This is a genomic window from Actinomadura alba (assembly GCF_014323705.1).
Lineage (GTDB): Bacteria > Actinomycetota > Actinomycetes > Streptosporangiales > Streptosporangiaceae > Actinomadura_C > Actinomadura_C alba.
In genome coordinates this window covers 355,008-380,766 of record NZ_JABVEC010000002.1, presented here as the reverse complement: position 1 = coordinate 380,766, position 25,759 = coordinate 355,008, and the positions used below count along the sequence as shown (strand labels likewise).

Annotated in this window: 18 protein-coding genes; 9 read left to right on the top strand and 9 right to left on the bottom strand. The window is 68.5% G+C overall.

All coding sequences use genetic code 11. The features are described 5' to 3' along the window. Nucleotides 1-152: 152 nt before the first annotated feature. The gene (locus HKK74_RS04755) at nucleotides 153-1,682 is read right to left on the bottom strand and encodes a polymorphic toxin-type HINT domain-containing protein (RefSeq protein ID WP_187241789.1); all 1,530 of its coding nucleotides are present in this window, start codon (nucleotides 1,680-1,682) and stop codon (nucleotides 153-155) included. Between the two features lie 225 nt (nucleotides 1,683-1,907). On the opposite strand from HKK74_RS04755, the gene HKK74_RS04750 reads away from it, so the two are divergent. Beyond that, nucleotides 1,908-2,807: an IS5 family transposase gene (locus HKK74_RS04750; RefSeq protein WP_312881269.1), complete on the top strand. Its 900-nt coding sequence runs from the start codon at nucleotides 1,908-1,910 to the stop codon at nucleotides 2,805-2,807. 373 nt (nucleotides 2,808-3,180) lie between these two features. Next, on the top strand, nucleotides 3,181-4,026 hold the full coding sequence (locus HKK74_RS04745) for an SCO4651 family lipoprotein (RefSeq protein WP_187241787.1): 846 nt from the start codon (nucleotides 3,181-3,183) through the stop codon (nucleotides 4,024-4,026). A gap of 58 nt (nucleotides 4,027-4,084) precedes the next feature. On the opposite strand, the gene HKK74_RS04740 is transcribed toward HKK74_RS04745, so the two are convergent. The 6 genes from HKK74_RS04740 to HKK74_RS04715 all read right to left on the bottom strand — a co-directional run bounded on the left by HKK74_RS04740 (nucleotide 4,085) and on the right by HKK74_RS04715 (nucleotide 10,385). Next, the gene (locus HKK74_RS04740) at nucleotides 4,085-4,435 is read right to left on the bottom strand and encodes a type II toxin-antitoxin system RelE family toxin (protein WP_222721856.1); all 351 of its coding nucleotides are present in this window, start codon (nucleotides 4,433-4,435) and stop codon (nucleotides 4,085-4,087) included. Next, nucleotides 4,432-4,716, bottom strand: coding sequence for a type II toxin-antitoxin system Phd/YefM family antitoxin (locus tag HKK74_RS04735; RefSeq protein ID WP_187241786.1), 285 nt, complete (start codon nucleotides 4,714-4,716; stop codon nucleotides 4,432-4,434). The genes HKK74_RS04740 and HKK74_RS04735 overlap by 4 nt, the downstream gene beginning before the upstream one ends. A 365-nt stretch (nucleotides 4,717-5,081) precedes the next feature. Continuing rightward, nucleotides 5,082-5,546 (bottom strand): hypothetical protein, encoded by a 465-nt coding sequence (locus HKK74_RS04730; protein ID WP_187241785.1) that lies wholly within the window; start codon nucleotides 5,544-5,546, stop codon nucleotides 5,082-5,084. Beyond that, nucleotides 5,543-6,124, bottom strand: coding sequence for a nucleotidyltransferase domain-containing protein (locus HKK74_RS04725; RefSeq protein WP_187241784.1), 582 nt, complete (start codon nucleotides 6,122-6,124; stop codon nucleotides 5,543-5,545). The genes HKK74_RS04730 and HKK74_RS04725 overlap by 4 nt, the downstream gene beginning before the upstream one ends. Nucleotides 6,125-6,213: 89 nt before the next feature. Continuing rightward, entirely contained in the window at nucleotides 6,214-7,818 is a 1,605-nt protein-coding gene (locus HKK74_RS04720; RefSeq protein ID WP_187241783.1) for a LamG domain-containing protein, read from the bottom strand. A gap of 461 nt (nucleotides 7,819-8,279) precedes the next feature. Continuing rightward, a complete protein-coding gene (locus HKK74_RS04715; RefSeq protein ID WP_187241782.1) occupies nucleotides 8,280-10,385 on the bottom strand; it encodes a glycosyltransferase family protein in 2,106 nt (701 codons plus the stop codon). 419 nt (nucleotides 10,386-10,804) lie between these two features. Between HKK74_RS04715 and HKK74_RS04710 the strand changes: the two genes are divergently transcribed. Then, nucleotides 10,805-11,941 carry a glycosyltransferase gene (locus HKK74_RS04710; protein ID WP_187241781.1) on the top strand — a complete coding sequence of 379 codons (1,137 nt, stop codon included), beginning with the start codon at nucleotides 10,805-10,807 and terminating at the stop codon, nucleotides 11,939-11,941. Nucleotides 11,942-12,012: 71 nt separating this feature from the next. Beyond that, on the top strand, nucleotides 12,013-15,030 hold the full coding sequence (locus HKK74_RS04705) for a hypothetical protein (protein ID WP_187241780.1): 3,018 nt from the start codon (nucleotides 12,013-12,015) through the stop codon (nucleotides 15,028-15,030). 34 nt (nucleotides 15,031-15,064) lie between these two features. On the opposite strand, the gene HKK74_RS04700 is transcribed toward HKK74_RS04705, so the two are convergent. Then, a complete protein-coding gene (locus tag HKK74_RS04700) occupies nucleotides 15,065-16,246 on the bottom strand; it encodes a right-handed parallel beta-helix repeat-containing protein (RefSeq protein WP_187241779.1) in 1,182 nt (393 codons plus the stop codon). 191 nt (nucleotides 16,247-16,437) lie between these two features. On the opposite strand from HKK74_RS04700, the gene HKK74_RS04695 reads away from it, so the two are divergent. The 3 genes from HKK74_RS04695 to HKK74_RS04685 are packed head-to-tail and all read left to right on the top strand — an operon-like array spanning nucleotide 16,438 to nucleotide 21,235. After that, entirely contained in the window at nucleotides 16,438-17,583 is a 1,146-nt protein-coding gene (locus HKK74_RS04695; RefSeq protein ID WP_246491177.1) for a class I SAM-dependent methyltransferase, read from the top strand. After that, a complete protein-coding gene (locus HKK74_RS40705) occupies nucleotides 17,580-19,583 on the top strand; it encodes a glycosyltransferase family 2 protein (RefSeq protein WP_187241778.1) in 2,004 nt (667 codons plus the stop codon). The genes HKK74_RS04695 and HKK74_RS40705 overlap by 4 nt, the downstream gene beginning before the upstream one ends. A gap of 32 nt (nucleotides 19,584-19,615) precedes the next feature. Continuing rightward, the gene (locus HKK74_RS04685; protein ID WP_187241777.1) at nucleotides 19,616-21,235 is read left to right on the top strand and encodes a glycosyltransferase family 2 protein; all 1,620 of its coding nucleotides are present in this window, start codon (nucleotides 19,616-19,618) and stop codon (nucleotides 21,233-21,235) included. 25 nt (nucleotides 21,236-21,260) lie between these two features. Here HKK74_RS04685 and HKK74_RS04680 read toward each other — a convergent pair whose 3' ends face one another. Continuing rightward, nucleotides 21,261-23,291: a hypothetical protein gene (locus tag HKK74_RS04680; RefSeq protein WP_187241776.1), complete on the bottom strand. Its 2,031-nt coding sequence runs from the start codon at nucleotides 23,289-23,291 to the stop codon at nucleotides 21,261-21,263. A 201-nt stretch (nucleotides 23,292-23,492) separates the two neighbouring features. On the opposite strand from HKK74_RS04680, the gene HKK74_RS04675 reads away from it, so the two are divergent. After that, nucleotides 23,493-24,293: a TIGR03089 family protein gene (locus HKK74_RS04675; protein ID WP_222721855.1), complete on the top strand. Its 801-nt coding sequence runs from the start codon at nucleotides 23,493-23,495 to the stop codon at nucleotides 24,291-24,293. Between the two features lie 16 nt (nucleotides 24,294-24,309). Continuing rightward, nucleotides 24,310-25,749 (top strand): LCP family protein, encoded by a 1,440-nt coding sequence (locus tag HKK74_RS04670; RefSeq protein ID WP_187241775.1) that lies wholly within the window; start codon nucleotides 24,310-24,312, stop codon nucleotides 25,747-25,749. Nucleotides 25,750-25,759 lie beyond the last annotated feature (10 nt).

Sequence of the window (25,759 nt, the reverse complement as noted above, 5' to 3'; positions counted from 1 at the left end):
ACTCCTGACACACCCACACCATGAGCCCGGTCCGGATTATTTGATACCGACCGACCCAGCCGGCCCGGCATTGCCCGCACAAGTATCTCTTCATGTCCACCCTGTGAAGTGTTCGACGGTCTCGCTGCACGTGATTACGACACGCGCCGACATCAGAATGACACAGGATGCGCTGTCACGATTTCTTTCGTACCCTGCTTCACTACGATCTTGATCTTCCGCTCTCCCCGCGAACCGACCACTCTTCCCATGTCGATCACCCACTCGTCGGTCTTGTTGCTAGCATTATTAAAAGTCGGCCCCTTTTTCAGGTCCCTTTTCGCCCAGGCCTCGTCGACCTCTCGCAGCAGCTCCCGGCCATACTTCTTGAACTGAGTGTTGATCAATTTGCTGGGATCCGGCTGTGTACGCGAGCCATGAGCCAGCACATGTCGCAATCGATGGCCATGTGGAGATCCAGGGAGGTAATCCAGACCGGCAGGGGATCGCATTCCCCCAGGAATCCAAGGCATGGGTACCATGTTGAAACAAGGGGCGGCGTTGTGCACCAGGACCGGCGTGTCCCCTGCTTCTACGTAATACGTATGCAGGTCATCGATCGTGAGGTTGTGCACGCGCTGCACCCGTGAGTATTCGCGGGTGGCCACCACCGACCTGGCTTCGCCGTCAGGCGTGATGAGAGTGTCACCGTGGGACAGATCCCGGGCGTCGACCCATGCGGTGGCGTTGGCGACCCAGAAGGGGTGCCGGTCCGTCGCGGTGAGGATGGCGCGCGGCCCGCCGGGGAGTCCGTTGGAATCGATGGTGATGTCGACCAGTCGCTTGTGGCCCATGCCCGTGATCAGCGCGGTCACCACCCGTGACCCGCTGTCGCCGCGCGGTGGATCGGCCGCCCACACACGATCACCGATGACGACGTCCTCGATCGGTTTTCGCGAACCATCGGCGAGCAGCACCAACGTGCCGGGGACGAAGCTGTTGTCGCAGGTTTTTATCGCCTTCTCGAGCCCTTTTTGTGCGGCTTCGTTCCGCTTCTGGGCTGGGGCGCGCCGCTTCCAGAGGGCCTCGAATTTCTTCCAGAGCTTGTACGCCTTGGGCAGTGATTTCAAGATCTTGAAAGCCTTGCCCCACGGCACGAACCCGGCGGCGGCCGTCAAGCATGCCGCGATATCCCCTTTGGTCAGGCAGTTCTGCGCGTCCGTGATGCCGATCAGATCCGCGAGGAACGACTTGACCTCTTCGTCGAACTTTCCGAACTCCTGCTCGACTCTGGCCGCCTCCAGTTGCGCTTCCCCCGCGTTATCGACGGCTTTTTGAAATTCCTGCTCCACGGAATCACCGGGGGCAGGCGCGGCGATGGCCGCCGCCTGCCCTCCCGCGGCGGGAGGCACTTGCCCCGTCGAAGGCGCCTGCCCGGTCGGAAGCGCCTGCCCGGTCGGAAGCGCCTGGCCGGTCGGCGAACCACCATCCGGAACCCGCGACGGACGGACCACACCGGCTCCACCGCGCGGGTCGCAGTCCTTTTCCCCACCGACCTTGCACAACGCGGCCTTGACCTCGCCCGTGACGCTCTCGGGCACACCCCCCACCGCCACTAGCGACGCCACCATGGCCGCGACCAGCGCGATCACACCGATATAACCGACCGGCCCCTCTCCCCGGTCCCATCGACGATCACGCATTCGGCCCTCCTCAATATGAAGAACCCGAGCCAACCAAAGGGATCTATCGGAGAAAAGGGCCTCAGGGCCCAAGCGCACCTCTCACCGAAGAAGGGGCCCTAGGGCGTGTTTCGAAGTCTGGTCGGGGTGGGCGGTGTGTCGTGATCGTTAAGCAGTGAGGTCTCCGGTAGATGGTTCATCGACCAAGAAGAACCTGACACCGGAGACCTCGTGGCCACCCTAGCGGTGACGAGGCGGTTCGACCTGACTGACGCGCAGTGGGCGGTTTTGGAACCGTTGCTGCCCGTGCCCAAGCGGCCAGGCCGACCGTCGAAGTGGACCAAGCGGCAGCTCATCAATGGGATCCGGTGGCGGGTGCGGGTCGGTGCGCCGTGGCGGGATGTGCCGGAGTGCTATGGCTCTTGGACAGCGGTGTACGGGTTGTTCCGCCGCTGGCAGCGGGCCGGTGTCTGGCGGCGGATCCTGACCAGGCTGCAGACGCGCGCTGATGCGGCCGCCGTGATCGGCTGGGACGTCAGCGTGGATTCCACCATCGTGCGGGCGCACCAGCACGCCGCCGGTGCCCGCAGACGCCCGCAGGAGCAAAGGGAACCTCCCGGCGGCAGGGGTTGCGAGCCGGCCGACCACGCCTTGGGCCGCTCACGCGGCGGGTTGACCACCAAGCTTCACCTCGCCTGCGAGCAAGGCCAACGGCCACTGTCGATGCTCTTGACCGCCGGGCAGCGCGGGGACAGCCCGCAGTTCATCCCGGTCCTGGCCGCGATCCGGGTTCCCCGCACCGGTGGTGGCCGGCCCCGGACCCGGCCGGACCGGGTCCTGGCCGACAAGGCCTACACCTCGCGCGCCAATCGCGCCTACCTGCGGCGCCGCGCGATCAAGGCCACCATCCCCAGCAAGACCGACCAAGACGCCGCCCGCCGCGCCAAAGGCTCCAACGGCGGCAGGCCACCGGCGTTCGACCCCGCCATCTACCGGCAGCGTCACGCCGTCGAGTGCGGCATCAACCGCCTCAAACACCACCGCGCCATGGCCACGCGCTTCGACAAACTCGCCATCCGCTACCAGGCCACCCTCGACATCGCCGCCATCAACGAATGGCTCCGCCCACTTCGAAACAGGCCCTAGGACCCAACCGCCCCCTTCACGGATATCGGCGGGCCACATCGCCCACTCGGCCGAGCCTGACTCGCCTCGCCGGAAATCGAGGGCCGTAGGAGGCGCACGCAATCTTCGGCGAAGAGCGCGACGATCCCCTTGCTGCTCTGCGGCACACTCCCACCGCCACAAGCGACGCCACCACCGCCGCGACCAGCGCGATATGAGCGGCCGGCCCCTCCCCTCGGTCCCATCGCCCACCGATCACCAGAACCCCTATGCCATCGAGTAAAACTCGACACAACCAAGCTTGACGACCCAGCGAATGGGCCTAAAGGCCCAATTCAACATTGGGCCGCGCTAGAGCTGACGATGCACCGGAATATTCTTTAAGCTGCCCGCCATGAGGCGACTCACAGCGATCGGGACCATCGGTGCGTTCATCATCTTGGGCTCGGTCGCATGTTCCGACGACGAAGGACCACGGCGAGAGCCCGCCGTCCCGGCAGCCGCGCTCAAGCAGGTGACCCTGCCCGACCAGCCTGTGGCATTGGTCGACGTGATCTCTCGGCAGGTGAAGTCCGCCCGTACGCTTCACGCGCACGTGGTCATATCCGCGGCCACAAGTCAAAAGGAGCAGGAGAAGGTGACGGCGCAGGTCCGTACAGACGCGCCCTCACCGACCGCCCAGATGACGATCATCGAGTCGGACAAGGCGAAACCCACCACCACGGAGGCGGTGGTGACCGATGGCGTCATCTACACCAGGGTCGACGGCGTGGAGCAGGCGCCCGGAAAGCCGTGGATCCGGCTGTCCCGCCAGGACCTGAGCAATCCGCAACTCGGCCCGTTCGCCAGAGTGTTCTCCACGATCTACAACGAGACCGAGAAGTCGCTGCGGGAGGTGTCCGCCGACACCGGGCTCGCGCTTGTACGGAACGGCACGTTGACGCGACCGGTCGGCACCGATGCCGTGAACGGCGTCCAGGTCCAGCACTACACCGGCACGACCAAGACGGCGGCGATGGCGGCGGCCGATCCGAGCTTCGACCAGATGGCGAAGGCCGGGCTGCCCGAGGTGAGCTGGCAGTTGTGGGTGGACGACAAGGGACTGCCCCGCAAGTTCGAGGCCACCCTGCTCAGCCCGGCCGGCGTGAAGGCCACGCACACCGCCAGCTACGAGCGCTGGGGCGAGCCCGTACTCATCAAGACACCACCGGCCACCCAGGTCGCCACGTTGAGCGGCTGACGGCGGCGCCGCCCGACCCCGGCGACATAACGTGTCATCACGGCCCCGGTCGTCCGGTTCAGCGCGGCAGAATCGGCTCATGGGCGCGAGCCCCGCTGTCAGCGCGGCCGGTAGGCGTCGGCGCGGTGCTCGACCGCGTCACGGTGACCAGCCGATTCTCGTCGTCGATCTCATAAAGCACTCGGTACGCACCGCGCTGGGCGGACCGAGTGCCGGCGTACGGAGGAAGCAACAGCATCTTGCCGATCCGGTACGGGTTCTCCAGGAGCGTCGTGGTGATGAACTCGTGGACGACGGTGGCCACCTTCTCCGGTAGCCGGGAGGCGAGGACACGCGCGGCCGGACCCGTGACCCTTAAGGCGTAGGTCTCGAGCGGGTCGTCGGCCGACCCCTGGGCATCCTCGGTCATGCCGACCTGCGAGCACGCTTGGCCATCAACACCGCGAGCTCATCGGCGTCGAGCACGTCTCCGGCCTCGATCGCCTCTTGCGACTCGGCGAGCTGGCGCATCACCGCCGGACTGGACAGAACGTCGAGGGTCTCCTCCAGAGCCGCCAGATCATCAGGGGAGATCCATACCGCCACCGGGTGGCCGTGCCGCGTGATCGCCACCCGCTCGTGGGTACGCCGAACCTCTTCGATCAACTCCGACAGATGATTCCTCGCGTCGGTGAACGGCCTAGTGCTCATGCCATAGGTATAGGCACATGATGGCGCGAAGTCTGTACAGGTTGGCTGGCTCCGGGCGACGCCCCGGGTAGGAACCACCCACAGCACCCATGTCGATCAAGCATCGAAGCACCTCTGTGCACCTCGATACTTGATCAACATCACTCGATCGCCGGTGGCCGTACCGGCGCGGACCCGGTACTACCGCGGACACTCGCCCCCGTCGAGCCACACGAGATCCAGGCCGAGCATGTACGCCGCCCGGCTCCCGCTCTCGTCGACAGGCATCCGAGCGGCACTCGATCGCGGTCACGGTGACCAGCCGGTGAGCTGGACGTGGGTGCCGGCGCATCCAGGGAGCGCGTCGAGCTGATCTCGGTCAACCCTCAGTAAGGGCTCATCTGGTCGGTGACCCGCACGGCCAGATCGAGGATCTTCTCCACCTTCGGAGCCTCACGCAGCGCTTCATCCGTCGTGAACTGCGGAGACTCAACTTGCGGATACTCGGCGTGATTACGACGTCGGCGCATTCGGTCGAACGGTCTCAGCGCGGGTCCGAGTGGCGGGTCCAGTTGCGCGGCAAGTGCCTCGTACACGACGATGTGTCCTCCTCGGCTGGTCGCCCGCAACCCCTGGTTGGCCAGAACCCCACAGAGGACCTTCCGCGCGGCGTCGTACAGCAACTGGAATGCCCCCACGGCGTCCGCCTCCGCCACGACCTTGGCGGAAACCAGATGGGCGCGAGCCTGGGCAATCAGCTCATCGGCGTGGCTGCGGCTCGGCGGCACGCGTTCCAGTTCACCGCGCTGCAGCATGCCTTCGATGTCCGCGCGCCCCTGCTCCCACCTCATGTGAGATTCAACGGTACGAGGGGGCGGCTGAGCACCGCGGAGAGGAATGCGTCGTCCTCAGGGTTCCGCCACAGCGTTCGAGGCACGCGTCGGATGTTGACTTCGCGACCGAGTATGCGCTCTGCGTTACGGGAAACCTCGTAGAGGTCATCCTCGTCCGCGTCACCGATGACGAGCACGTCCACGTCCCGCGGCACCTCACCTGGCCGCCCCCGGTAACGGGCGGCCCACGACCCGTACACATATGCCTCTTCGACCTGCGGTGTTTCGGCCAGAAGGGGGCCGAGCACGGCGGTTGGACCATAGGTCACGGCGAGCAACTCCGCGAGAGGCCCGGCCACAACGCTGTCGGTCTTGGCCCGCACGAACCGAAGATTGCCCTGCCGGCGCTCGGCGAGCAGACCGGCGGCCACGAAGCGATCGGCCTCCCGAGTGGCGGTGGCGGCGGAGACCTCGAACCGCCTGGCCAGCTCGACGAGCGAGAACTCACCTTCGGGATGCAGGAACAGCCAGGCCAGCAGTTCACCCTGGAACGACGAGCGCAGCAGAGGCAACAGCATGGGCGCCGAAGCTTTCATAACATGAAGTGTACCTTGCATGTTATGAAAGAAGCTTCAGGACGAGAACCGTGCTCTATTCAGCGTAACTTGGTCAGATCCCACGATTCTCAGGGACCCTCCTGAGTCTCCAGTTCACTCGGTACGGCCAGGATGGCGATCTGTTCCTGGCTGAGGGCACCTTGGTAGGCCCAAACATCATCGATGGCGCCAGGCCAGTACTCGGGGTCACCGAGCTTCGAACGACCCACCTGCAGGCCGCCGTTCGATGCATTGAAACCGAACACTCCGGCCTTCGCGGACTCGTCCGCGTACGGCCGTCCGTTGACGTACAGGCTCATGGTGTCGCCGGCCGCGTCATATACAAGTGCGAGATGCTCCCAGGAGCCCTCGTTGAACTGCGGATGCCGGACTGCGGTCGTCCGCGAGGAGGCCGAATCCTCGTCGGCCATCTCAAGCCGCCATTCGCCTTGAACAGCCGGATCCTCCCCGGGGACGTACCGCAGCGCGAACCGGTTGATGGCCGTTCCGGCCTGGGAGAACACGGTCGCTGCCTGGGTGGGGCGGCTCGGGGGATTCACCCACCCTGCGATCGTGAAACTCTGGTCCGTGCGGACCGCCGGTGCCGCCGTCTCAGCGTGACCGTCGGTCCCGTTCAGCAGCAGACCCGCCGGCGACATCCCGTAGAAGAACCCGGAGTCAGGATCGATCACCGCACCCCCGTGCAGCGTCAGATGATTTCCGTGCCCGGTGTCGTCACTGCCGTCGGTATTGAGCTTCCAACGCCCCTTCCGAACCACGGGCCGGTCCGACAGCTGCCGAACCTCATCCGGCACCAGAATTCGGTCGAACACCTGGACGTCATCGATCTGGCCGCGAAAGAGATCCGTCGGCTCGCCGTCGGAAAAACCGGCTCCTATCCGGAGCGGACCATAGGCGTTCAGCGCGCTTTTCTCGAACGACACCTCACCGGCGCGGATTCCATTGACGTAGACCGTGAGGTCCTGTGCCGTCGCGTCGTAGACGCCGACGATGTGTGACCACTCACCTACCTGCACCTGCGCATCCGACACCGCGCGTGCCGGTGCCGCGTCATCGGACGACCTCGTGTCGAAAACCCAATGGCCGGCCGAGGCGGAAAGGCCGAATCCGGTGACATCGTCATCCGACTGCGATACAAGCACGCCATCGGCCGTTGTCGCCGGCTGTGCCCAGGCCGAGATCGAATAGCTCTTCCTGTTATCCACGATCGGACCGCTGGTGGCGGCGTATCCGGTGACGCCGTCAAGGCCCATCGCCGTACCGCGCTGACCCTCCACACCCAGGGTCACGCCGCCGTGCGGTTGCGCGGAGATCTCAGCCTCGTTCTCCCTGGTCACCGCCTGAAGCACTGTGGCGTCAGCGGCCTCGTCCAGCTTCCAATGGGCCTTGGACGTGGTTCCCGCCTTGACTGAGAAGTCGTACGTCGTCGGTGCGCTCCAAGTGCCCTCGCCGTTAACGGACTGAACCCTGAGGAGATTGGGTCCAGCGCGACGCGGAAGGAGCGACACGGTCACCGGCTTCCCGGCCTTGGTCTCCAGCGTGATCAATGGCTCATTGTTATGCCGCAGTTCGTACCGCACTGCTTGGTCGTCAGGGTCGTCGATGACGAAGTCCCCGTACCTGCCGACTCCGTCGCGCCACTGGCCGTCATCCGGATAGTCCGTCGATGACACGGTAGGCGGGGCCAGGGCGGAAGCCGGCCTCGGATTCGCGGAATGAGCGCGCGAGACATCCTGTGCGTACGCGGACTCCGGCAGTACGAGGGACGACACTTGGAGAAGCGCGGCGGCGACCATCACCGACACCATCCAGACACCAGGACGTACGGGCAAGGCCACACTCCCATTCCAGGACGCACCGCACAAACATCTACATACAACTATCTACGTATGACTAGCGGACAACCTCGGTGATCATCACCTGACGGCATCCGAGGGTCAAGCGGATTTCCGGACAATGGGCCCTTCTGATCAAGCGCGCCGAATGCGTCTGAGGCCCCGCAGACGTCGGACCTGGCAAGATCCACGGCTTCAGCGCTCGTTCGACCAGCCCGACAGCAGCTTTCGTCCACATGCGGTCATCGATCGGCGAGTGGTTCGAGCGCGCTCGGGGATGGGCCGACGTCCTCCTGAGGTCAGATGCAGACGTGCTGTTCGGGCGCCCCGTAGAACTCGACCCGGGCCTGCTTGAGCAGTTCGGCGTCGTTCACCTGGAAGGTGTGGTCGCTCGGGTCCGCGCTCCGGACGTAGACGTAGTTGAACCGGTCCGCCGAGTAGATCCGGATCCCCTCGGCCTTGGCCTTGCGCAGCAGCCGGGTGTCGGATCCGCGCGGCACATGGTCGAAGCGCAGCCGGCGCAGAACGTCGCCGGTGACGAGCAGCGTGCCGCCCCTCACGAGGTTGCCGTAGCGGTTCTCGGTCTCGGGCTTGCTCAGCAGCGTCGCGTTGATCGCCTTCAGCTGCACGTAGCAGGCGCGCTTCCCGACGATGTCGGCGTCGGTGTACGAGAACGCCGGGACGAGGTCGGACAAGTAGTGCTCGCCGTAGATGTCGTCGTCGTCCATCTTGGCGATCAGGTCGCCGTCCGCCGCGTCGACGGCCAGGTTGAGGCACTCCCCCAGCGGCAGGGACCGGTCGGCGGTCAGCACGACCACATCGCTGATGCCCTCGGCGAGGACCTTGTCTCGCACGACCTCCGGGTCGAGGTCGAGGCCGTGCAGCACCAGCACGAGCTGCAGCCGCCGATAGCGCTGGCGGGCCACCTGGTCGATGGCGTGGGCCAGCTGTCCCGGCCGATTGGTCGCCATGATGACGGAGATGGTCGGCTCGGGCCGCCGGCCCGGCAGGCCGATCGACTCCAGCACCGTGTCGACCCGGTGCCCGAAGGTGTGCTCGGCGAACACCTCGCGCATCGCCAGGTGGGCCTGCCGGTCGCGCATCTCCGGGTTGGCGAGCATGCCGGCCAGGATGGTCTGCGTCTCCGCGGCCGTCCGGGCGATGGAGACCGTACCGGGAAAGAACCGCTCGACCGCATGGGAGTGGCCGGACAGGATCGGCGTGCGGCAGGCGGAGAGCTCGAAGATGCGGCGCGCGCACATCGTGGGCGAGTCGAGCACCGAGTTCACGTTGAGGAAGACCTTGTAGGCCTTGTAGGCGCTGAGCATCCGCTCGTACGGAAGCGTGCCGACGATGTGCGGGGCGTACTGCGCGGGGAACTGGAACCGGCTGTCGCCCTCCAGCATCCGGCTGAAGATGTGCAGGCCGAACCCGCGGGCGGGCTCGAGCACCGTACGCATCTGCTCGGCGCGGTCGGGGTGCTTGTGGTTGAAGTAGGTGCCCGCGAACGCGACGTCATGAGCCCGGCCACCGGGCACGTTCACCGGGTTGTGGATGCGCGGTTGCGCGGCGAAGGACAGCACGCTGACGCGGTCGTGGCCGAGGATCTCGTGGTAGCGCGGGACGACCTCGCCGCAGGTGGTGAAGACGTGGTCGAACAGCTTCGCCGTCTCGATGAAGACGTCGAAGTTCGGCGGGTCCTCCTTGTTCCAGAACACCGAGGGGATGCCCTGCTCGCGGCACCACGCGACGAGTTCGGCGAGCACCTCGCTCGGGCCCCCGGGCCCGCTGACGTGGCCGCCCCACCGCCGGTCGTTGCCGAACCACGCCGACTCGACGAACAGCAGGTCGGGGCGCTCCCGGTCGAGTACCTCCCGCCAGTCGTCCGGGCCCGGCTCGACCTGGTTCCATTCGTACCGCAGCGCCATCGCCGAGAACCGGTCAAGGATGACGGCGACGGTCAGGTCGGGCCGTGCCACCGGGCCGTCGGGCAGCGGAAGGTCCGGAATCGCCGGCATGGCGGTACGGCTGTCGTGCGGCGATTTCGCCGTGCCGGAGCCCTGCGTGCGCTCCGTGGCGGACTTGGCGCCCGGGCGCTGCGGCGGGGCGGGCATGGCCGACTTGCGGGCCGCACGGAACAGGTCCGCCGGGAGCCGCAGGATGTACGCGGGTCGCTCTTTGACGTGCCACATGGCCTGGCCGAGCCGCCACCAGCGCCGGGAGAGCGAGGACTGGAGCTGCCAGTTCACGTACTCGGTCTTGTATGCCTGGTACTTGAGGCGGCCTTCGGCGTCCCGCAGGCGCTTCTCGGTATCGCGCAGGCGGCTCTCGGCGTCGTGCAGCATCTTGGTCACGGCGTCGTAGGCGGCGTCCCGTGCCTGGGAGTCCTGCGGCTCTGCGGCCATCTTCGGTTCCTCCCCGTCTGCCGGCCCGGCCGTGCGATCACCGTTGACCATGCAGGTTCTCCAACGCCTCATCAGGTAGGACAAAGGCGATGTCCTTGCCCTTCACAGGCAGGACGCCCGAACCCCCGGAGAAGTTTACCTAAATCCCAAAAACTCCCCTGTAACACTTCCGTTGAGATGCATGTCATGTCAGTGCGCTGCACTGACCGGTGCGGTCGCGATGTACGGAGCAGCCGCACCCACACCACGGCGGTTCAAGGGGAGGCCCGGCGGAGGTGGGCCCTGGAACGCCTTCTAACCGCCCAAGGGGGAACCCCTTCGCCGTGACCGGCCCGAGATTCCGGTTCATACGTGTAATCCCGGACAGGCGGCCAGGCGTCTGTCTGATGATGATCCTCGCCGGTCTGGAGCGATGAAGGATGCGCGTCTGCGTGTGCACCGTTGTTCACCATGCCGAGGACGCCCGCATCCTGCACCGGCAGATACAGGCCCTTCTCGACGCGGGTGAGACGGTCACCTATCTCGCGCCGTTCAGTGCCTCCGGAGCGTCGCCGTGGCCCTCCCTGACCGGTGTGGACGTTCCACGCGCACGCGGCCTGCGCCGGATCGCCGCCCTGTGGGGCGCGTGGCGGGCGCTCGGCCGCCACGCACGAGACGCCGACGTCCTGCTCGTCCATGACCCCGAGCTCCTGCTCGTCCTGCCGTTCCTGCGGCGGCGTCCGGTGACGGTTTGGGACGTGCACGAGGACACCGCGTCGGCACTGGTGAGCAAGCCCTGGCTGCCACGTCCGCTGCGGACGGTGCTGCGCCCGCTCGTGCGGGCGGGTGAGATGCTCGCCGAGCGGCGGCTGCGGCTGCTGCTCGCCGAGGACGGCTACCGCGACCGGTTCCGTCGAGATCACCCGGTGGTGCCGAACACCACGTATGTGCCCACCACCCCGCCGCCACCGCCCAGCGCCGATCGGGTGGTCTACCTCGGGCATCTCACGGACGCTCGCGGCGTCGGAGACCTCATCGAAACGGCGCGGCTGCTCGAACCGGAGGGCATCACCACCGAGCTGATCGGCGGCGCCGACGCGCAGTCGGCCGAGTTGCTCCGTGACGCCCACCGCACCGGCCTCGTCCAGTGGCACGGCTACCAGAGCAACGGGGACGCCCTGGTCATGGTGCAGGGGGCGCTGGCCGGGCTCTCTCTTCTGCACGACCTTCCGAACTACCGGCATTCAGTGCCGACCAAGGTCGTGGAGTACATGGCGCACGGCATTCCGGTCGTGACAACACCGGTCCCGCCGGCCGCCGCGATCGTGGCCGAGGCGGGATGCGGCCTTGTGGTGCCGTACAAGGATCCGGCGGCCGCCGCGGCCGCGGTGCTACGGCTGCGCGACGACCCGGTGATGCGCACCGGAATGGCCGACCGGGGACACGAGGCGGCTCGCCGCCGCTTCCACTGGCCCCACCACGGGAGCGTCTTCGTGAACCAACTGCGGGAATGGGCTCATCAGCCGAGCCCCCGGGAACCGCTGGTTGACGGACACGCCGTGCACAAGCCAACGTGAGCTTGCGCGCACACTAGTGTTCTTCGTAACGAATTAGGCAAATTGGATAGACGTATGGCCGGAGGGGCGCCGTGAACGGGGCTGGCAAACCAGAGAACAACGACCCGAATCAGCCTCCCCCCGAGGATGACCAGTGGGATCAGGTTCCGGCACCGCCACCGGCGTGGGGCGGTTCCCAGGCCACGGAGGCCACGGGGCAGGACGAGCCGGCACCGGGCAGGCCGGCAGACCCGGCCGGACCCATGCCGGGTCTGCCGGCGGCCCCGCCGTGGCAGTACGGTCCGCCGAACGAGTTCGGTGACCCATGGGCGGCGCCGCCGGCGCTTCCCCCGGACGCCTTCGCCTCGTCCGGCCCGCAGCAGCAGTCACCGGCCCAGCCCGCGGTCCCTCCTCCGGACGCGGGCGTGGCGGCCCAGCCGGAGGCCTTCGCCCAGCCGGTACCACCACCCGCGTACGGCGACCCCGCCGCACCACCCCCGCACAGCGACCCGGCCGTGCCCTCCGCGTACGGCGGCCCCGCGGCGCCGCCCGCGTACAACGACCCGGCCGCGCCGGCCGCGTACAACGACCCGGCCGCGCCACCGGCGTACGGTGACCCGACACCGCGCTCAGAGGCCTTCGGTGGCGCCGTCCCTCCGCCGCCGTCCATGACTCTGAGGTCCTCACCAGAGGCCGCCGGCGGTCCCTCTGGCCACCTGGAGCGGTTCCAGCAGCACGGCGCGCCCGCGGGCCAGCCCTTCGCTCCGAACGTGCCGCGTGGGGACGAGCCGTGGGTGGTCCAGGGCAGCCGGCGCCGCCGATTCCCGACCATCCCGGTCCTCGTGGTGGTCAGCGTGCTCATCGTGGCCGCCGGCGGCTTCGGGCTCTTCACCCTGCTGACCGGTGAGGACAAGCCCACAGCGGACAAGTCCGAGGCGAAGATCGCCGACACATCGTTCACCGCGGGCCAGAACGCCCAGAGCGACGGCACGAAACAGTCGATCAGAGATGTGGCCGCCGTGGGCGGCACCTTCGTCGCGGTCGGCGGCGAGGACGGAGGCGCGATCCCGCGCCCGCGGTTCCTGGTGTCGTCCGACAGCGGCCGTACATGGCGGGTCGCCCAGATCAAAACCGAGGACGGCAGCGCGCCGTCCGGCAGCGCGCCGAACGCGGTCGTCGGCGCCGAGGGCGCGTGGGTGGCACTCGGCGGCGAGGGCAACTTCCGGGTCGCCTGGACCAGCACGAACGGCATGGACTGGGTCCAGGTCGGCGGCCAGATCTCCGCCTTCCGCGCGGGTGACGAGATCGAGCAGATCGCGCGCACGACCCGGGGCTTCGTCGCCGTCGGAGAGCAAGCGAACGGCGGCGCAGCCCGGCCCGTCGTCTGGATCTCGCCCGACGGGAGGTCCTGGCAGCGTCTCGACGGCGGCAAGCTGAAACTGCCCACCGACTCGGGTTCGGCGAGCCGGCTCAGATATGTCGCGGCCTCGAGCGACGTGGTGATGATCGCAGGCGACATCGTCAAGGGCGATGGTGTCCTAGCCGGCCTCTGGCGCTCCACGGACGGCGGCCGCACGTGGCGGAACGTCGAATCGCCGAACGGCAGTGGCGCCTTCGGCGCCGTGCACCTCTCTTCGGGGACGTCCGGGTTCCTGGCCCTGCGCGAGGGCAAGTCCGGTGAGGACCGCTTCGGGGTCACCTTCCGCTCCACCGACGGGGCGGCATGGCAGCCCGCCGGCCGCATCATCACTTCGAGCGGCGAGTCGGCGGAGTTTCTTCACCTGGCCGGCGGCGGCCAGGGCTTCGCCCTGCTCATGAAGCTTCAGGGCGACCGTACAGTCCTCCATCGCAGTGGTGACGGCACCACCTGGCAGCTCGCCGCGGATCTCGGAGTCGACTCCAAGCGGAACACCAACGGCGTGGCGGTCGCGAACGGCGCCATCGCGGTCGGCGGCACACGACTCGGCCCCGACCAGGACTTCTATCTCTCGGTCGTCGACGGATCAGGCCGGGCCGCCGAGGTCGACATGTCGAAGGTCCCGGACGCCGTCAACGCCGATCGAACCGTACGAGACGTCGCCACCGCGGACGGGCTGACGGTGGCCGTGGGCAGCGCCAACGGCACGGCCGCCGCCTGGACGTCCGCCGATGGAACGACCTGGAACCGGGCCGACACGAGTGCCCTCGGCGGGTCCGACGTCAGCAGCGTCCTCACCAAGGTGACCCACGGCACGCGGGGATGGCTGGCGATCGGATGGAGCGGTGTCAAACCGTTCACCGCCGTCTCGACCGACGGTCGCGCCTGGCAGCGGGTGGACGGCAGTGTCTTCACACCGGCCCGGGGCCGCACGCTCAATCTGAACGCCGTGGCGTTCGGTCCGGCGGGCTACGTCATCGTGGGCAGTGACATCGCCAGCGAAGCACGATCGTCGGCCATCGTCTTGACCTCCTCCGACCTGCGGAACTGGCGATCGGCCGACCGCCGTGACCTGGAGTTCAAGGGAGGTGCCTGGCGCCGACTTCTGGGCGTCACCGCGACCTCCTCGGGTTACGTCGCCGTCGGGACCTCGGCCGACCCGGGGCGCGATCCGAGCGACCAGTCGATGCCCGGGATATGGACCTCCACCGACGGCATGCGGTGGTCCGCGCAGCGGATGTCGCTGCCCGACGGCGCGGCGTCCGGCTATCTCACCCATGTCGCGGCCAAGGGCGGGACCGTGACCGCGCTGGGCGTGGCGAAGTTCGCCGACGGACGGCGGCTGTTCACGGGCGGCTCCAACGACGCGGGCGTCACCTGGCGTGCGACGGCCATACCGGCGCCCACGACAGGGCCTGGCTCTTCCAACGACGTCACGTCCCTCGTCATGACGCCGAAGGGGTTCACCGCGGTCGGTACGACGGGCCGCCCGCGGGAAAAGGACGTGGTCCTGTGGACCTCCGCCAACGGGACGTCCTGGCAGTTCTCCGGCTCACTCGGCACCGCACTTTCCGGACCTGGTATCCAGGAGATCCGCGGCATCACGGTGAGCGGCGGCCGGCTGCTCGGTGTGGGAGTGACGACCGACCACCGGGCCGAGCATGTCGTCCTCTGGAGGCGGCCACTGGGGTGAGACGCCCGCCGCAGCGCGCTGGGGCGCCGGCCGGCTACTCGACTCGGTTGCCCCAGCTGCGAACCCTCTTGTCCCCGCCGTGGCCGCATCCGCGGCCGGGATAGCCGGCGCCACCGGGACTGACCCACCAGGTCTCGACGCCCGCACGGTAGCCCGAGATCAGCCTGTTGTCGTAGAACACGTTGCCCTTCGAGGCACACTCGGCGGCGCCATCGGACCCTTGCTTGGCGCCGTCGACGAACCAGTCGGAGATGTACGCGTTGGCACCCGTGCGCCGGAAGGTGTTGCCGAACACCTTGTTGGCGTCGCTGGCATTGCGGGTCCTGATCGGGTCCCCGCTCACCAGGTAGAACCGATTGTTCTTGATCACATTGGCGCTGCTGTGATGGGACAGGTAGACGCCATGGATCAGTGCTTCGTTGCCCGAACCGCCGGAGTTCTCCAGCAGCGTGAACTCGTTGTCCTGGATCAGGTTGTCGCGCGAGTTGATCAGATCGATCGCGCCATAGCCCACACCCCTGCCGGTGTGCTTCGAACCGAGTTCGTGGAACACCATCCCGTGAACGGTGTTGCCGTTCATGCCGCCGGACGCCGGCATCACCATCCTCGCGTTGTTCACGGCCGTGCCGCCGTCGAAAGTGATGCCGCCTTCGGAATATCCCTCGACGCGCAGGAAAAAGAAGCGCAGGCGCGTGTCGCCCCGGTGGCCGCCCTGCTCGAAGAGCGCCCTGAACCAGAAGCCAGGGCTTCCCTCGCCCCGGAAGACCGGCCGTCCGGCGATCCCGTCGGCGCTCTCCCCGATCTCGTAGTCGATCGGCAGGAAGGTGATGGCATGCCCGGGAACGAAGGTCGTCCATTTCAGCGGTGGGGCGACATAGTCCCCCTGGGCGACGCGGACCTCGACGTCGCTCTTCGGGCGCGCCGCGGCGATCACCCGTTGCGCAGCCGCCAGACTGCGAACCGCTGTTCCCGGCGTGACGCCGTTGGCGGCGTCGGAACCCTGTGGGTGGAGGTAGACCCGGAAGGCCTTGCCCGCGCCTATGGCGGCGAGCGCCCGCTCGGCCACGGATCGGCCGGCCTCCTTGCCCTGCCGGCCGGTCGAGGTGCCACCACCCGGCATGGCCGCGATGACGAACCAGACGACGGCGACCACCGCTCCGACCAAAGCCGGATGCGACACCCGGGCCACGGTCACCCTGCCGCCCCCGAAGGACATCGGCCGCTCCTGTTCACCACGTGATACTTCGGGGAGGAAACCCGGGTCCGACGATATCCGTCAGGCCACAGATCGATCACATATCGCGACCTGCGCCCAGCGGACGCATCACCCCCCGCATAAACCATAAAGCAGCATCATCCAGGCAGCTAAGATACGCGCACAATGATCTCTTGCCGGAAGGCTGTTCGATGCGTGCGCCCTCACCCAGGCAGTTGACGCTGTACGCCGCCGTCAGCTCAGCGATGGCCGTCACGGGCGTGCTCGTGCTCGGGATCCTGGACGTCCTCACCTTGTCAGAGGCGATCGTGCTCGCCCTCGTCCTCGGTGTCCTCGGCATGACGTTCCTGCTGTTCATCGGTCTGCGCCGGGTCGACGCCAAGGTTCAGCGGCTCATCCGAAACCACCGTGAGCACGCCGAGGGCGACCGGTCCGCCGCTCCGGCTCCCGGTTTCGACCTCGCCCCCCGGATCGACGACCTCTTCACGTCACTGGGTGAGGATCGGCTCACCATCCTGGCGCAGGGCGACGCCCTCTCCGATCGGCTCGACAAGGGCGAGGAGCGGGTGACCTCCCTGATCTCGGTGCTGAGCGACGAGGTCACGTTGCTGCGACCACATCTGGACGCACTGCACAGCAAAGCTTCGACCCCCGATCCCTGGTTCACCGAATTGTCCGAGCGGCTCAAGTCGGTCGGGCACGCGGGCGAGACCGCCTATCGCCAGCTCGAGGCCTACGTCGACCTGCGGGGACTTGTGCGCCCGCGCGCCCCGATGCCCCCCCTGCGGGACTGGGCCGCGTCTCCGGACGTCATGCGCCTGCTCGCCGAGACCATGTGGCGCAGCCGGCCGGGCCTCGTCGTCGAATGCGGCAGCGGATCGTCGAGCGTCTGGCTCGGCTATCTCGCCGAGCAGACCGCGTCGGGGCGGGTCGTGGCCCTCGAACACGACGAGCGGTTCGCCGAGATCTCGCGGGATCTCGTCCGCGCACATGGCCTCGAGGACGTCGTCGAGATCCGCCACGCCCCGCTCACCACGTGGGACGACGCGGACCGGTCCTACCAGTGGTACGACAGGAACGCGCTGGCCGACCTCACCGATATCGGCCTGCTGTTCGTCGATGGGCCGCCGCAGGCGACCGGCTCCGAGGCACGGTTCCCGGCCATGCGGTTGCTGCTTCCGAAATGCACTGCGGACGCCGTCATCGTGCTCGACGACGCCGACCGCGACGACGAGAAGACCCTCAGTGACCGTTGGCTGGCCGAGCATCCCGAGCTCGAACGCAGCACGAGGCGCTTCGACAAGGGTGCGCACGTCTTCGTCCGGCGGCGGGCGTGATACCTGACTTCCTGCGTCGCCTGCTGGCTCGCAGTGGCCCCGACAGCGTTCTGGTCGCCTGCGCGGGCTTCGATCCGATCAGCACCGTTTCCGCCGACCTGAACAGGCACGCGGCCTGCCGGTTGGTGGATCTGGACAAAATCGGCGCCGAGCCGGAACTGGCCGAGCTGCGCATCGGTTCGGTGGTCGTTCTCGCCCGTACCCCCACCGATGTACGGCGGGCCGCGACGCTGTCCCGCATGCTGCCCAAGACCAGGCACGTCCTCATCATCGCCTCCTACGCACCGCCCGACCGGTCGCCTCCCGTGCCTGCGCCGCACCCACGCTGGCGGACGCTCGAGGAGCTCCGCGTACGTCGACTGCGGACCGGCGGCTGGGCGGTCGAGACCCAATCCTCCACCAGCCGGCCGGCGGGTGAGGTTCTGGCCGCCACCGCCAAAGCGCTCGGTGGGCACCCCCTCAATGCGGGACCGGGCCGCACGGCGGGGCTCGCGGGTGTCGGCGCCGTTCACTGGCGACCAGGTGACCCGAACGCCCTGCTCGTCGAGCCGGACCGGGTGGTGACCGAACCGAACCGCAATCCGCCGGTCGACCTGGTCCTCCGCACCACTGTGGGAGAGCCGGTGGCGTGGCCGGATCCGCTCGTACCCGTGGTCGACCGCCCGGCCGCCCCAGAGCTGAGCTGGCGGCGGCTCGGCGAGCCCGGGATCGACGCCGCACGCACGCTCCTGCCCGCCCTGACCGATCCCGACATCGTTCCGCCGGTGGACGAGCGGTCGGTGAACCCGATCGGCTTCGTCGTGGCGCCCACACTCGGATTCGCCGTACTGGCCCAGGAGGGCACGGCCTGGGAGGTCCGGCTCGGCGAACTCGTACTAGGGCGGTTCTCCGGCTCTGGGCCGGTCACCGACGTCGACGTCGCCCAGCTGCGCGAGGTGCGAGCCGTACGCGTCGAATGGGGCAGGCACTCAGGTCCGATCGCGGCCGTCCACGTCGTCGCCGGCCTGGCCGCGGCGGGGGTTCCGCTGTTCGCCACGCGCATACCGGCGTGGGCGCACTGTCTCGGTGACGAACTCATACGGCTGCTCGTCGGAACCGACGAGAGCGCACTGGCGGACGACCTCGTCCGCGAAGAGCACAGCATCCTCTTGCGACGGGCCGCGCTGCGCATCCATGGCACGCGAGCGCGGTGGACGCGGCTGTTCCGCCAGGCCGGGGTACCTGAACCGCCGCCTGCTTCCGTGTCGGTCGTCCTTTGCACACGTCGGCCCGAGATGCTGGCGTTCGCGTTCGGCCAGATCGGCCGGCAGCGCCTCGTCGACTTCGAGGTCGTGCTCACGCTGCACGGGGTGGACGCCGGCGCTCCCGAGGTCACCGCGGCCATCGCCGACTTCGGCCGGCCGGTGTCCGTCGTCGAGGTGCCCGAGACGGTGCCGTTCGGGATGGCGCTCAATCGTGGCGCAGCCCGCGCTTCTGGGCGGTTCCTGGCGAAGATGGACGACGACGACTGGTACGGCCCCGAGCATCTGGCCGACCTGCTGCTCGCGCGCCACTACAGCGGTGGGGACCTGGTCGGCTGCCACAACGAATTCACGTATCTGGAGCAGATCGGGCTCACCGTCCGGTTGCGAGCCGACACCGAGCGCCCGCACCAGCAGGTGGCCGGCGGAACCCTCATGATCGAACGCTCGGTCTTCGAAGAACTCGGGGGGTTCCGGCCGCTGCCCGGGTCTGAGGACACCCACCTGCAGCGTGCCATCGACGCCGCGGGCGGGAAGATCTATCGCACGCACGGCCTCGGCTACGTCCTGCGGCGCAAGAGCTCCGGCCACACCTGGACCGAGTCCATCGGGTACTTCCTGAGGCGCTCGATCCGGCAGTGGCGAGGATTCCGACCGAGCGCGTTGCTCGAGGCGGCCGACCTGCCCGCGAGCGCTCTGCCCGCGGCAGGCCTCTCCATCTCCGAGCCCATCAGCGGCTCCGTGACCCGTACCCGATAGAGGCAACAGTGTCGACGAGTTCATCTCCGGCCATGGCCGGGCAGCCCAGGATCCGGCGCAACGACCATGGCGTGCTGCAGCCGCCCGCACTCGGTCAGTGGAAGCCTGAATTGCCGGTCAGCGTCGTGATCCCGGCTCACGCAGGTCAGGACAAACTCGACATCACGCTCGCCAGCCTGGCGGCTCAGAGCTATCCGGCTCATCTGCTCGAGGTCATCGTGGTCGACGACGCCAGCGACCCGCCCCTCCGGCTGCCGGAGATCGCCCCGATCGACACGCGCATCGTGCCGAGCGCCGCGGGCGGCTGGGGATCCGGCCACGCGTTCCACTCCGGAGTGCTGCAGGCCGACGGTGAAATCATCCTCCGGCTCGATGCCGACATGCTGGTCTACCGCGAGCACGTCGAGGCTCAGGCCCGCTGGCACCACCTCGCCGACTACCTCCTCGTGCTCGGTGGCAAGCGCTTCACCGAATATGCGACCGGCGACCTGTCGCCGCAGCGGGCCTTCGACGCCGTGGTCGCGGACGCGGGCGACGATCTGTTCGATTACGAGAGCAGCCGCCGAGACTGGGTCGAGGACATCTTCGACAAGTACGACGAGCTGCGCACCGCGACCCATCGCATGTTCACCGTCGCCGTGGGCGCGACCCTGTCGCTGTCGCCAAGGCTCTATCACGCTGCGGGCGGGATGGACACCGACCTGATCCTGGGCGGAGACACCGAGTTCGGTTACCGGGCGGCCCAGGCGGGCGCCGTCTTCGTTCCGGAGCGGCAGGCGAAGAGCTGGCACCTCGGCATGTCCGCGATGATCCGACAGCGCGACGACGGAGCCCGGTTCCGCGAGCCCTCCATCGCCAACCGGGTGCCGTTGCTACGAGACCGGCGCAAGGACCCGGGCCGGCAATGGCTGGTGCCCTATATCGATGTCGTGGTGGACGGCCGAGACCGTTCCTACGAGGACGCGCGGGCGACCGTGGACGGCGTGCTGGCGAGCAGCCTGCACGATCTCAGGGTCAGCCTCATAGGCCCGTGGTCGTCATTGACCGAAGAGCGGCGTGGGCTACTGGACGATCCGCTCCTCGACGCCAGGCTGATGTGCGAGCGGTACCGCCACGAAGGCCGTGTCCAACTGGTCGAGTCCGTGCCGGAGACCGCGGCTCCAACCCCCTTTCGGTTCATCTGTCCGGCCGGCTGGGTACCGACCCCCGGCGGTCTGCACAAGCTCGTCAAGCTGGCCGACGAGCACTATTACGGCCTCATCTCGCTGGCGCTGCCCGGTCAGGTGGACGATAGGGCACTTGCCCGGCTCGAGCGCACCGCCTCATTCGCGCGCGCGGTGGCGCTCCGGGCACCGGACGAGGACCTGGACGGTCTCGTCGACGAGTTGTTCGGATCTCATTGGCTGGACGGCACCGAGTGGACGCTCGTCCCCGCCGCCGACGTGCCGCCGCCGACCTGGCCGAACGACTGGAAGGGTGAGGCACAGCGGTGGCGTGCGGAGGCCGAGAAGTGGAAGCGGGAGGCCGCGACCCTCAAGAAGCGGGCGCGTGGTGCACAACCGAAACAGCAGCCGGCGGCGGCGCCCTCACCGGCCCTGCGGGGCGCCCGGCGCGTTCGCCGGCTGGCCCGCCTGGTCGGCCGCCCCAAGTGACGCGCGCTCCCGAGGAGGGAGCGGTTCAGGGGCGCAGAGGCTCGCTCATCCAGACGTCTATGGTGAGGCCCCAGGTGCCGTCGGGCGGAGTCACCAGAGAGTGCTCGTCCTGGCGGGTCTTGATGTGCAGCACCTGTCGCGCCTCGCCGTACGGCGCCACGTTGGACGGTGCGGCACCGAGCACGAGCGGCCGGCGCCCCGCCGCATAGATCCTGCCGATGACCCGTCGCACGTCCTGCTCGCTCGTCCCGGGTCGGGTGCGCGCGGTGGGCACTCCGCACATGCCACGGATCACCTGGGTGAAGCGGTCGGCGGTGACCCGCTCGACAAGGACGACCGACGCGTCCCGGCCGAGCCGTGCGCAGAGGGAGCGCACGGCGGCCACCTCGCCCTGTTCAGTGCGGGTGAACAGCAGCCCGGCCGAGGTGACGCCGATCGGCACGAGCAGGAACGGCACGCCCGCCAGGGCGACCGCCCCGGTCACGCCCCGGCCGTACCCCAGCCGCGGGATCCGCCGCACCGCCCAGGCGAGCGCCCACAGCGCCAGCAGCAACAGCCCGGGGATGACGATCGAGATCAGCCGCCGCGAGGCCCACGGGTGGTCCGGGGTGATGCCCGGCCGCCACAGCGTGGTCACCGTCGTCCAGGCGATCACCGCGTACGGCAGGAGCCATTCCGCCGAGCGGCGGCGCGCCATCCGGCGGGTGAGCAGCGCGGCGCCCGCGGTCGCGAGCAGCAGCGCGGGCACGCCGATGTACCACGCGACCCAGTAGAGGGAGTTCTCGTAGTACACCCTGCCCATCTCGGCGGGCAGCCCGTTCGCCCGCTGGGCCAGCAGGATGAACGAGGCGTTCATCCGGTCGTCGGCGTTGGCCGGCACTCTCACGACGGTCTGGAGGTACGGGCGGACCGCGAAACCGATCATCACCAGCACGGTGAGCACCGCGGCCACGTCGGGCAACCGTCCCGAGGACAGCCGCACGCCCACCCGCCGCAGCCGGACCGCGGAGAAGGGCGCGCGCAGCAGCCCCACCATGACCACCGTGCCGAGCACCACGGCGCCGCTCAGCAGCAGCAGCGGGTTCAGGGACGCGTGCAGGTACTTCAGGTACGGGCCGGACAGCACGAAGCCCTCGAGCAGCCCCGCGCCCACGCCCAGCGCCAGCCCGGCGAACAGCCAGAGCCCGGTAGGGCGGCGGCGGGCCGTCAGCAGTCCGGCGAAGACCACGACCGGCAGCACGTCCCGAAGCCCGTCGATGCGGACCAGCACGGTCAGCCCGAGCGCGAGCCCGGCCAGCAGGGCGCCGATCCTGGCCGCCCCCGAACGCACCTCGCGGACGTCGTGCAGCAGCGCCAGCCCGCCGAGCAGCAGCACCAGGGCGGGCAGTTCGCTGTAGGTCGACCGGGACACCCACTGCATGGGAAGCGTGAGCGCCAGGGCCAGCGCCCCCAGCGGCGCCCAGCGCGCGCCGACCAGCCGGGCGACCAGCCCGGCGAAGGACAGCACGGCGCACGCTCCGAGGACGGGAGCCATCGCGACCATGGCGTACATCCCGCCGATCCAGCCGCCCAGGGCCAGGATCAACGGGAGCCCCGCCATGAACTGCGGGATGATCGCGTCACCGCGCTGGTAGAACGCCGGGCTCTGGTAGGTGAGGGATGGATCGCCACCGCCGAACGCCCACCGCCACTGCCGGACCGGCAGCGAGCCGTGGTCGGTCAGCCAGGCGGCGAACTGCACGTACGACGCCGGGTCGCGCCGGACGATGATCTGCTCCGAGCACATCGCCAGCTGCAGGACGAGAAAGGCCAACGTCACCGCGACCACGCCGGCGACCGCCCACCACGACGCCTCCGGCCGCGCGACCTCCGCTCGAGCGCGCACCCCCCGGAATCCGAGCGTGAGGAGGACGGCGGCGGCCAGCACGAACAGCAGGAGTGCGGGGCCGATGGTGAAGGTCCCCGTCAGCAGCAGCGGGAGGGCCGCCACCAGCCACGCGACGAGCAGCAGCGCCGGGGCGACCGTGAGGCGCGCGAGGACGTTGCTCGCGCTCATGTACCACCCCGGTCCGTAGCCTGCGCCTATGTACACAGTGACCAAGCACGACCACGCATCCGTGCAAGACCATCCGCAGCGGAGCGTAGCGTCACCGTCCCCGCCGACCGTAGCGGTCCCGGCGATGTGCTTGTGCCGTCGCCGTCGCCGTCGCCGCTCCGCGCCGCGTCAAAGCCGCCGAGTTGGCCCTACGCTCTGCCTATGCCAGAACCGACTCCTGCGGACCTGCTCGCATCGGTGGTCGCCGCCGACCCGACCCGGCCGCTGGTCACCTTCTACGACGACGCGACCGGCGAGCGGATCGAACTGTCCGGGCGAACGTTCGCCAACTGGGTGGCGAAGACCGCCAACCTGCTCGTCGACGGGCTGGATGCCGAGCCCGGCGACCGCGTGGCCCTCGCCCTGCCGCCGCACTGGCAGACGGCGGTGTGGCTGATGGCGTGCTGGTCGGCCGGGGTGGTCGCAGTCCCGGTCGAGGCGGCCGGCCTCGGCGACGTGGACGCGGACGTCGTCGTGGCGGCCGAGGCGCTGCTGCCCCAGGTGCCGGCCGAGACCGGCGCGCGCGAAGTCGTCGGCCTCTCGCTGCACTCGCTCGGCGCCCCGCTCGCCGCCGCGCCCGCCGGTGTGGTCGACTACGCCGCCGATATCCGTACGTACGGTGACGACTTCGTACCGTACGCAGTCACAAATCCCAACGAACCGGCACTGGTTGTGAGCAACACCACATTCACCGCGGCCGAACTCGTGGACCGCGGCCGCGAGATGGCTCTGACCTGGCAACTGGACGCGGGGAGCCGGATCCTGACCGACCTGCCCTTTATCACACTGGAGGGCGTCCTGGTCACACTGTTGGCACCTCTCACTGCTAACAGTTCGGTCATAATTCTACGAAACCTCGACAAAGCCGCCCTAGATCGACGAATCTCTTTGGAGCACGTGACCGCTGTGGCCGGAGTACCCGGATGGGATCCAGGAACCGGGCCCGTACGCCGCCTTCTGTGAATAGCCTGTGGAGCCCATGAGCAGCAATCCGATGTACATGGAGTACGTCGACGACGCCGACTACGGGGAGCAGTCCCCGCCGGCGCGTCGGCGTAGCTGGCGCATCCTCGGCTGGGTTTCCATCGCACTCTCCGTGCTCATGGTCGCCACCAGCCTCACCGCGTACGCCGGATACCGGAAGCTGAACGGCAACATCACGCACGAGGACGTCGACGCGGCGGTCGGCCCCCGGCCCAAGAAGCTCAACACGGCGCTGAACATCCTGCTGCTGGGCTCCGACACCCGCTCGGGCGACAACGCCAAGTACGGCCGGGCCATGAAGAACGAGCCGGCGCGGGCCGACACCACCATCCTGCTGCACCTGTCACCGGGCGGCACCGGGGCGGTCGGCATCAGCTTCCCGCGCGACCTCATGGTGCCGAGACCGTCCTGCAAGCGCAAGGACGGCACGCGCACGGCCCCGGCCAGCGTGGCCATGATCAACGAGGCCTTCACCTGGGGTGGTGCCACGTGCACGATCGCCACCATCGAGGCGCTGACCAACATCAAGATCGACCACTTCGCGCAGGTCGACTTCGCCGGGTTCAAGGGCATCGTCAACGCGATGGGCGGCGTCCCGATCTGCCTGCCCAAGGACGTCAGCGACCCGCAGGCCAAGCTGTACCTGAAGAGGGGCCGGCACAACGTCAAGGGCGAGCAGGCCCTCGCCTACGTCCGCAGCCGCAAGGGCCTGGGCAACGGCTCCGACCTGGACCGGATCAAGCGCCAGCAGCAGTTCCTCGGATCGGTCGCCAACAAGGCGCTGAGCGGCGGCGTCCTCGGCAACCCCGTCAAGCTGACCAGCCTGCTCAACGCGGGCACCAAGTCGCTCACCACAGACAAGGCCCTGTCGATCGGCGTCATGCGGCAGATCGCCGGCAGCATGCAGGGCATGACGGCCGGCAAACTGCGGTTCGTCACGGTGCCCAACGGCGCCTACGCGCCCGACCCCAACCGGGTGGCGCTCGCGCAGCCGGCCGCGAACGACTTCTTCGCCGCGATCCGCGCCGACCGCGAGATCAAGGAGGAGCCCAAGAAGAGCACCTCCGCCCCCAAGGTGCCGGCGAGCCAGGTACGGGTCCGGGTCTACAACGGCACCTCCATCCAGGGCCACGCGCAGCGCTACGCCGAACAACTGCAAGGCCAGGGCTTCCAGGTCGTCACGGTCGGCACCGCCCCCCAGCCGGTCAACGCCACCAAGGTGCTGTACGGCGCCGGCGCCGATCAGCAGGCGGCCACCCTGACCGGCGTGCTCACCGGCGCCTCCGTCACCGCCAAGCCCAGGCAGGGCGGCACGCCGGGCGTCGTCGATCTGATCATCGGCCCGGACCTCAGCGCCGTGAAGCGCAAGGCGACCTCGATCCCCAAGCTGCAGGGTGAGATCCGCGCGAACCAGAACATCTGCAAGCAGGCCTGAGTGACCGCCG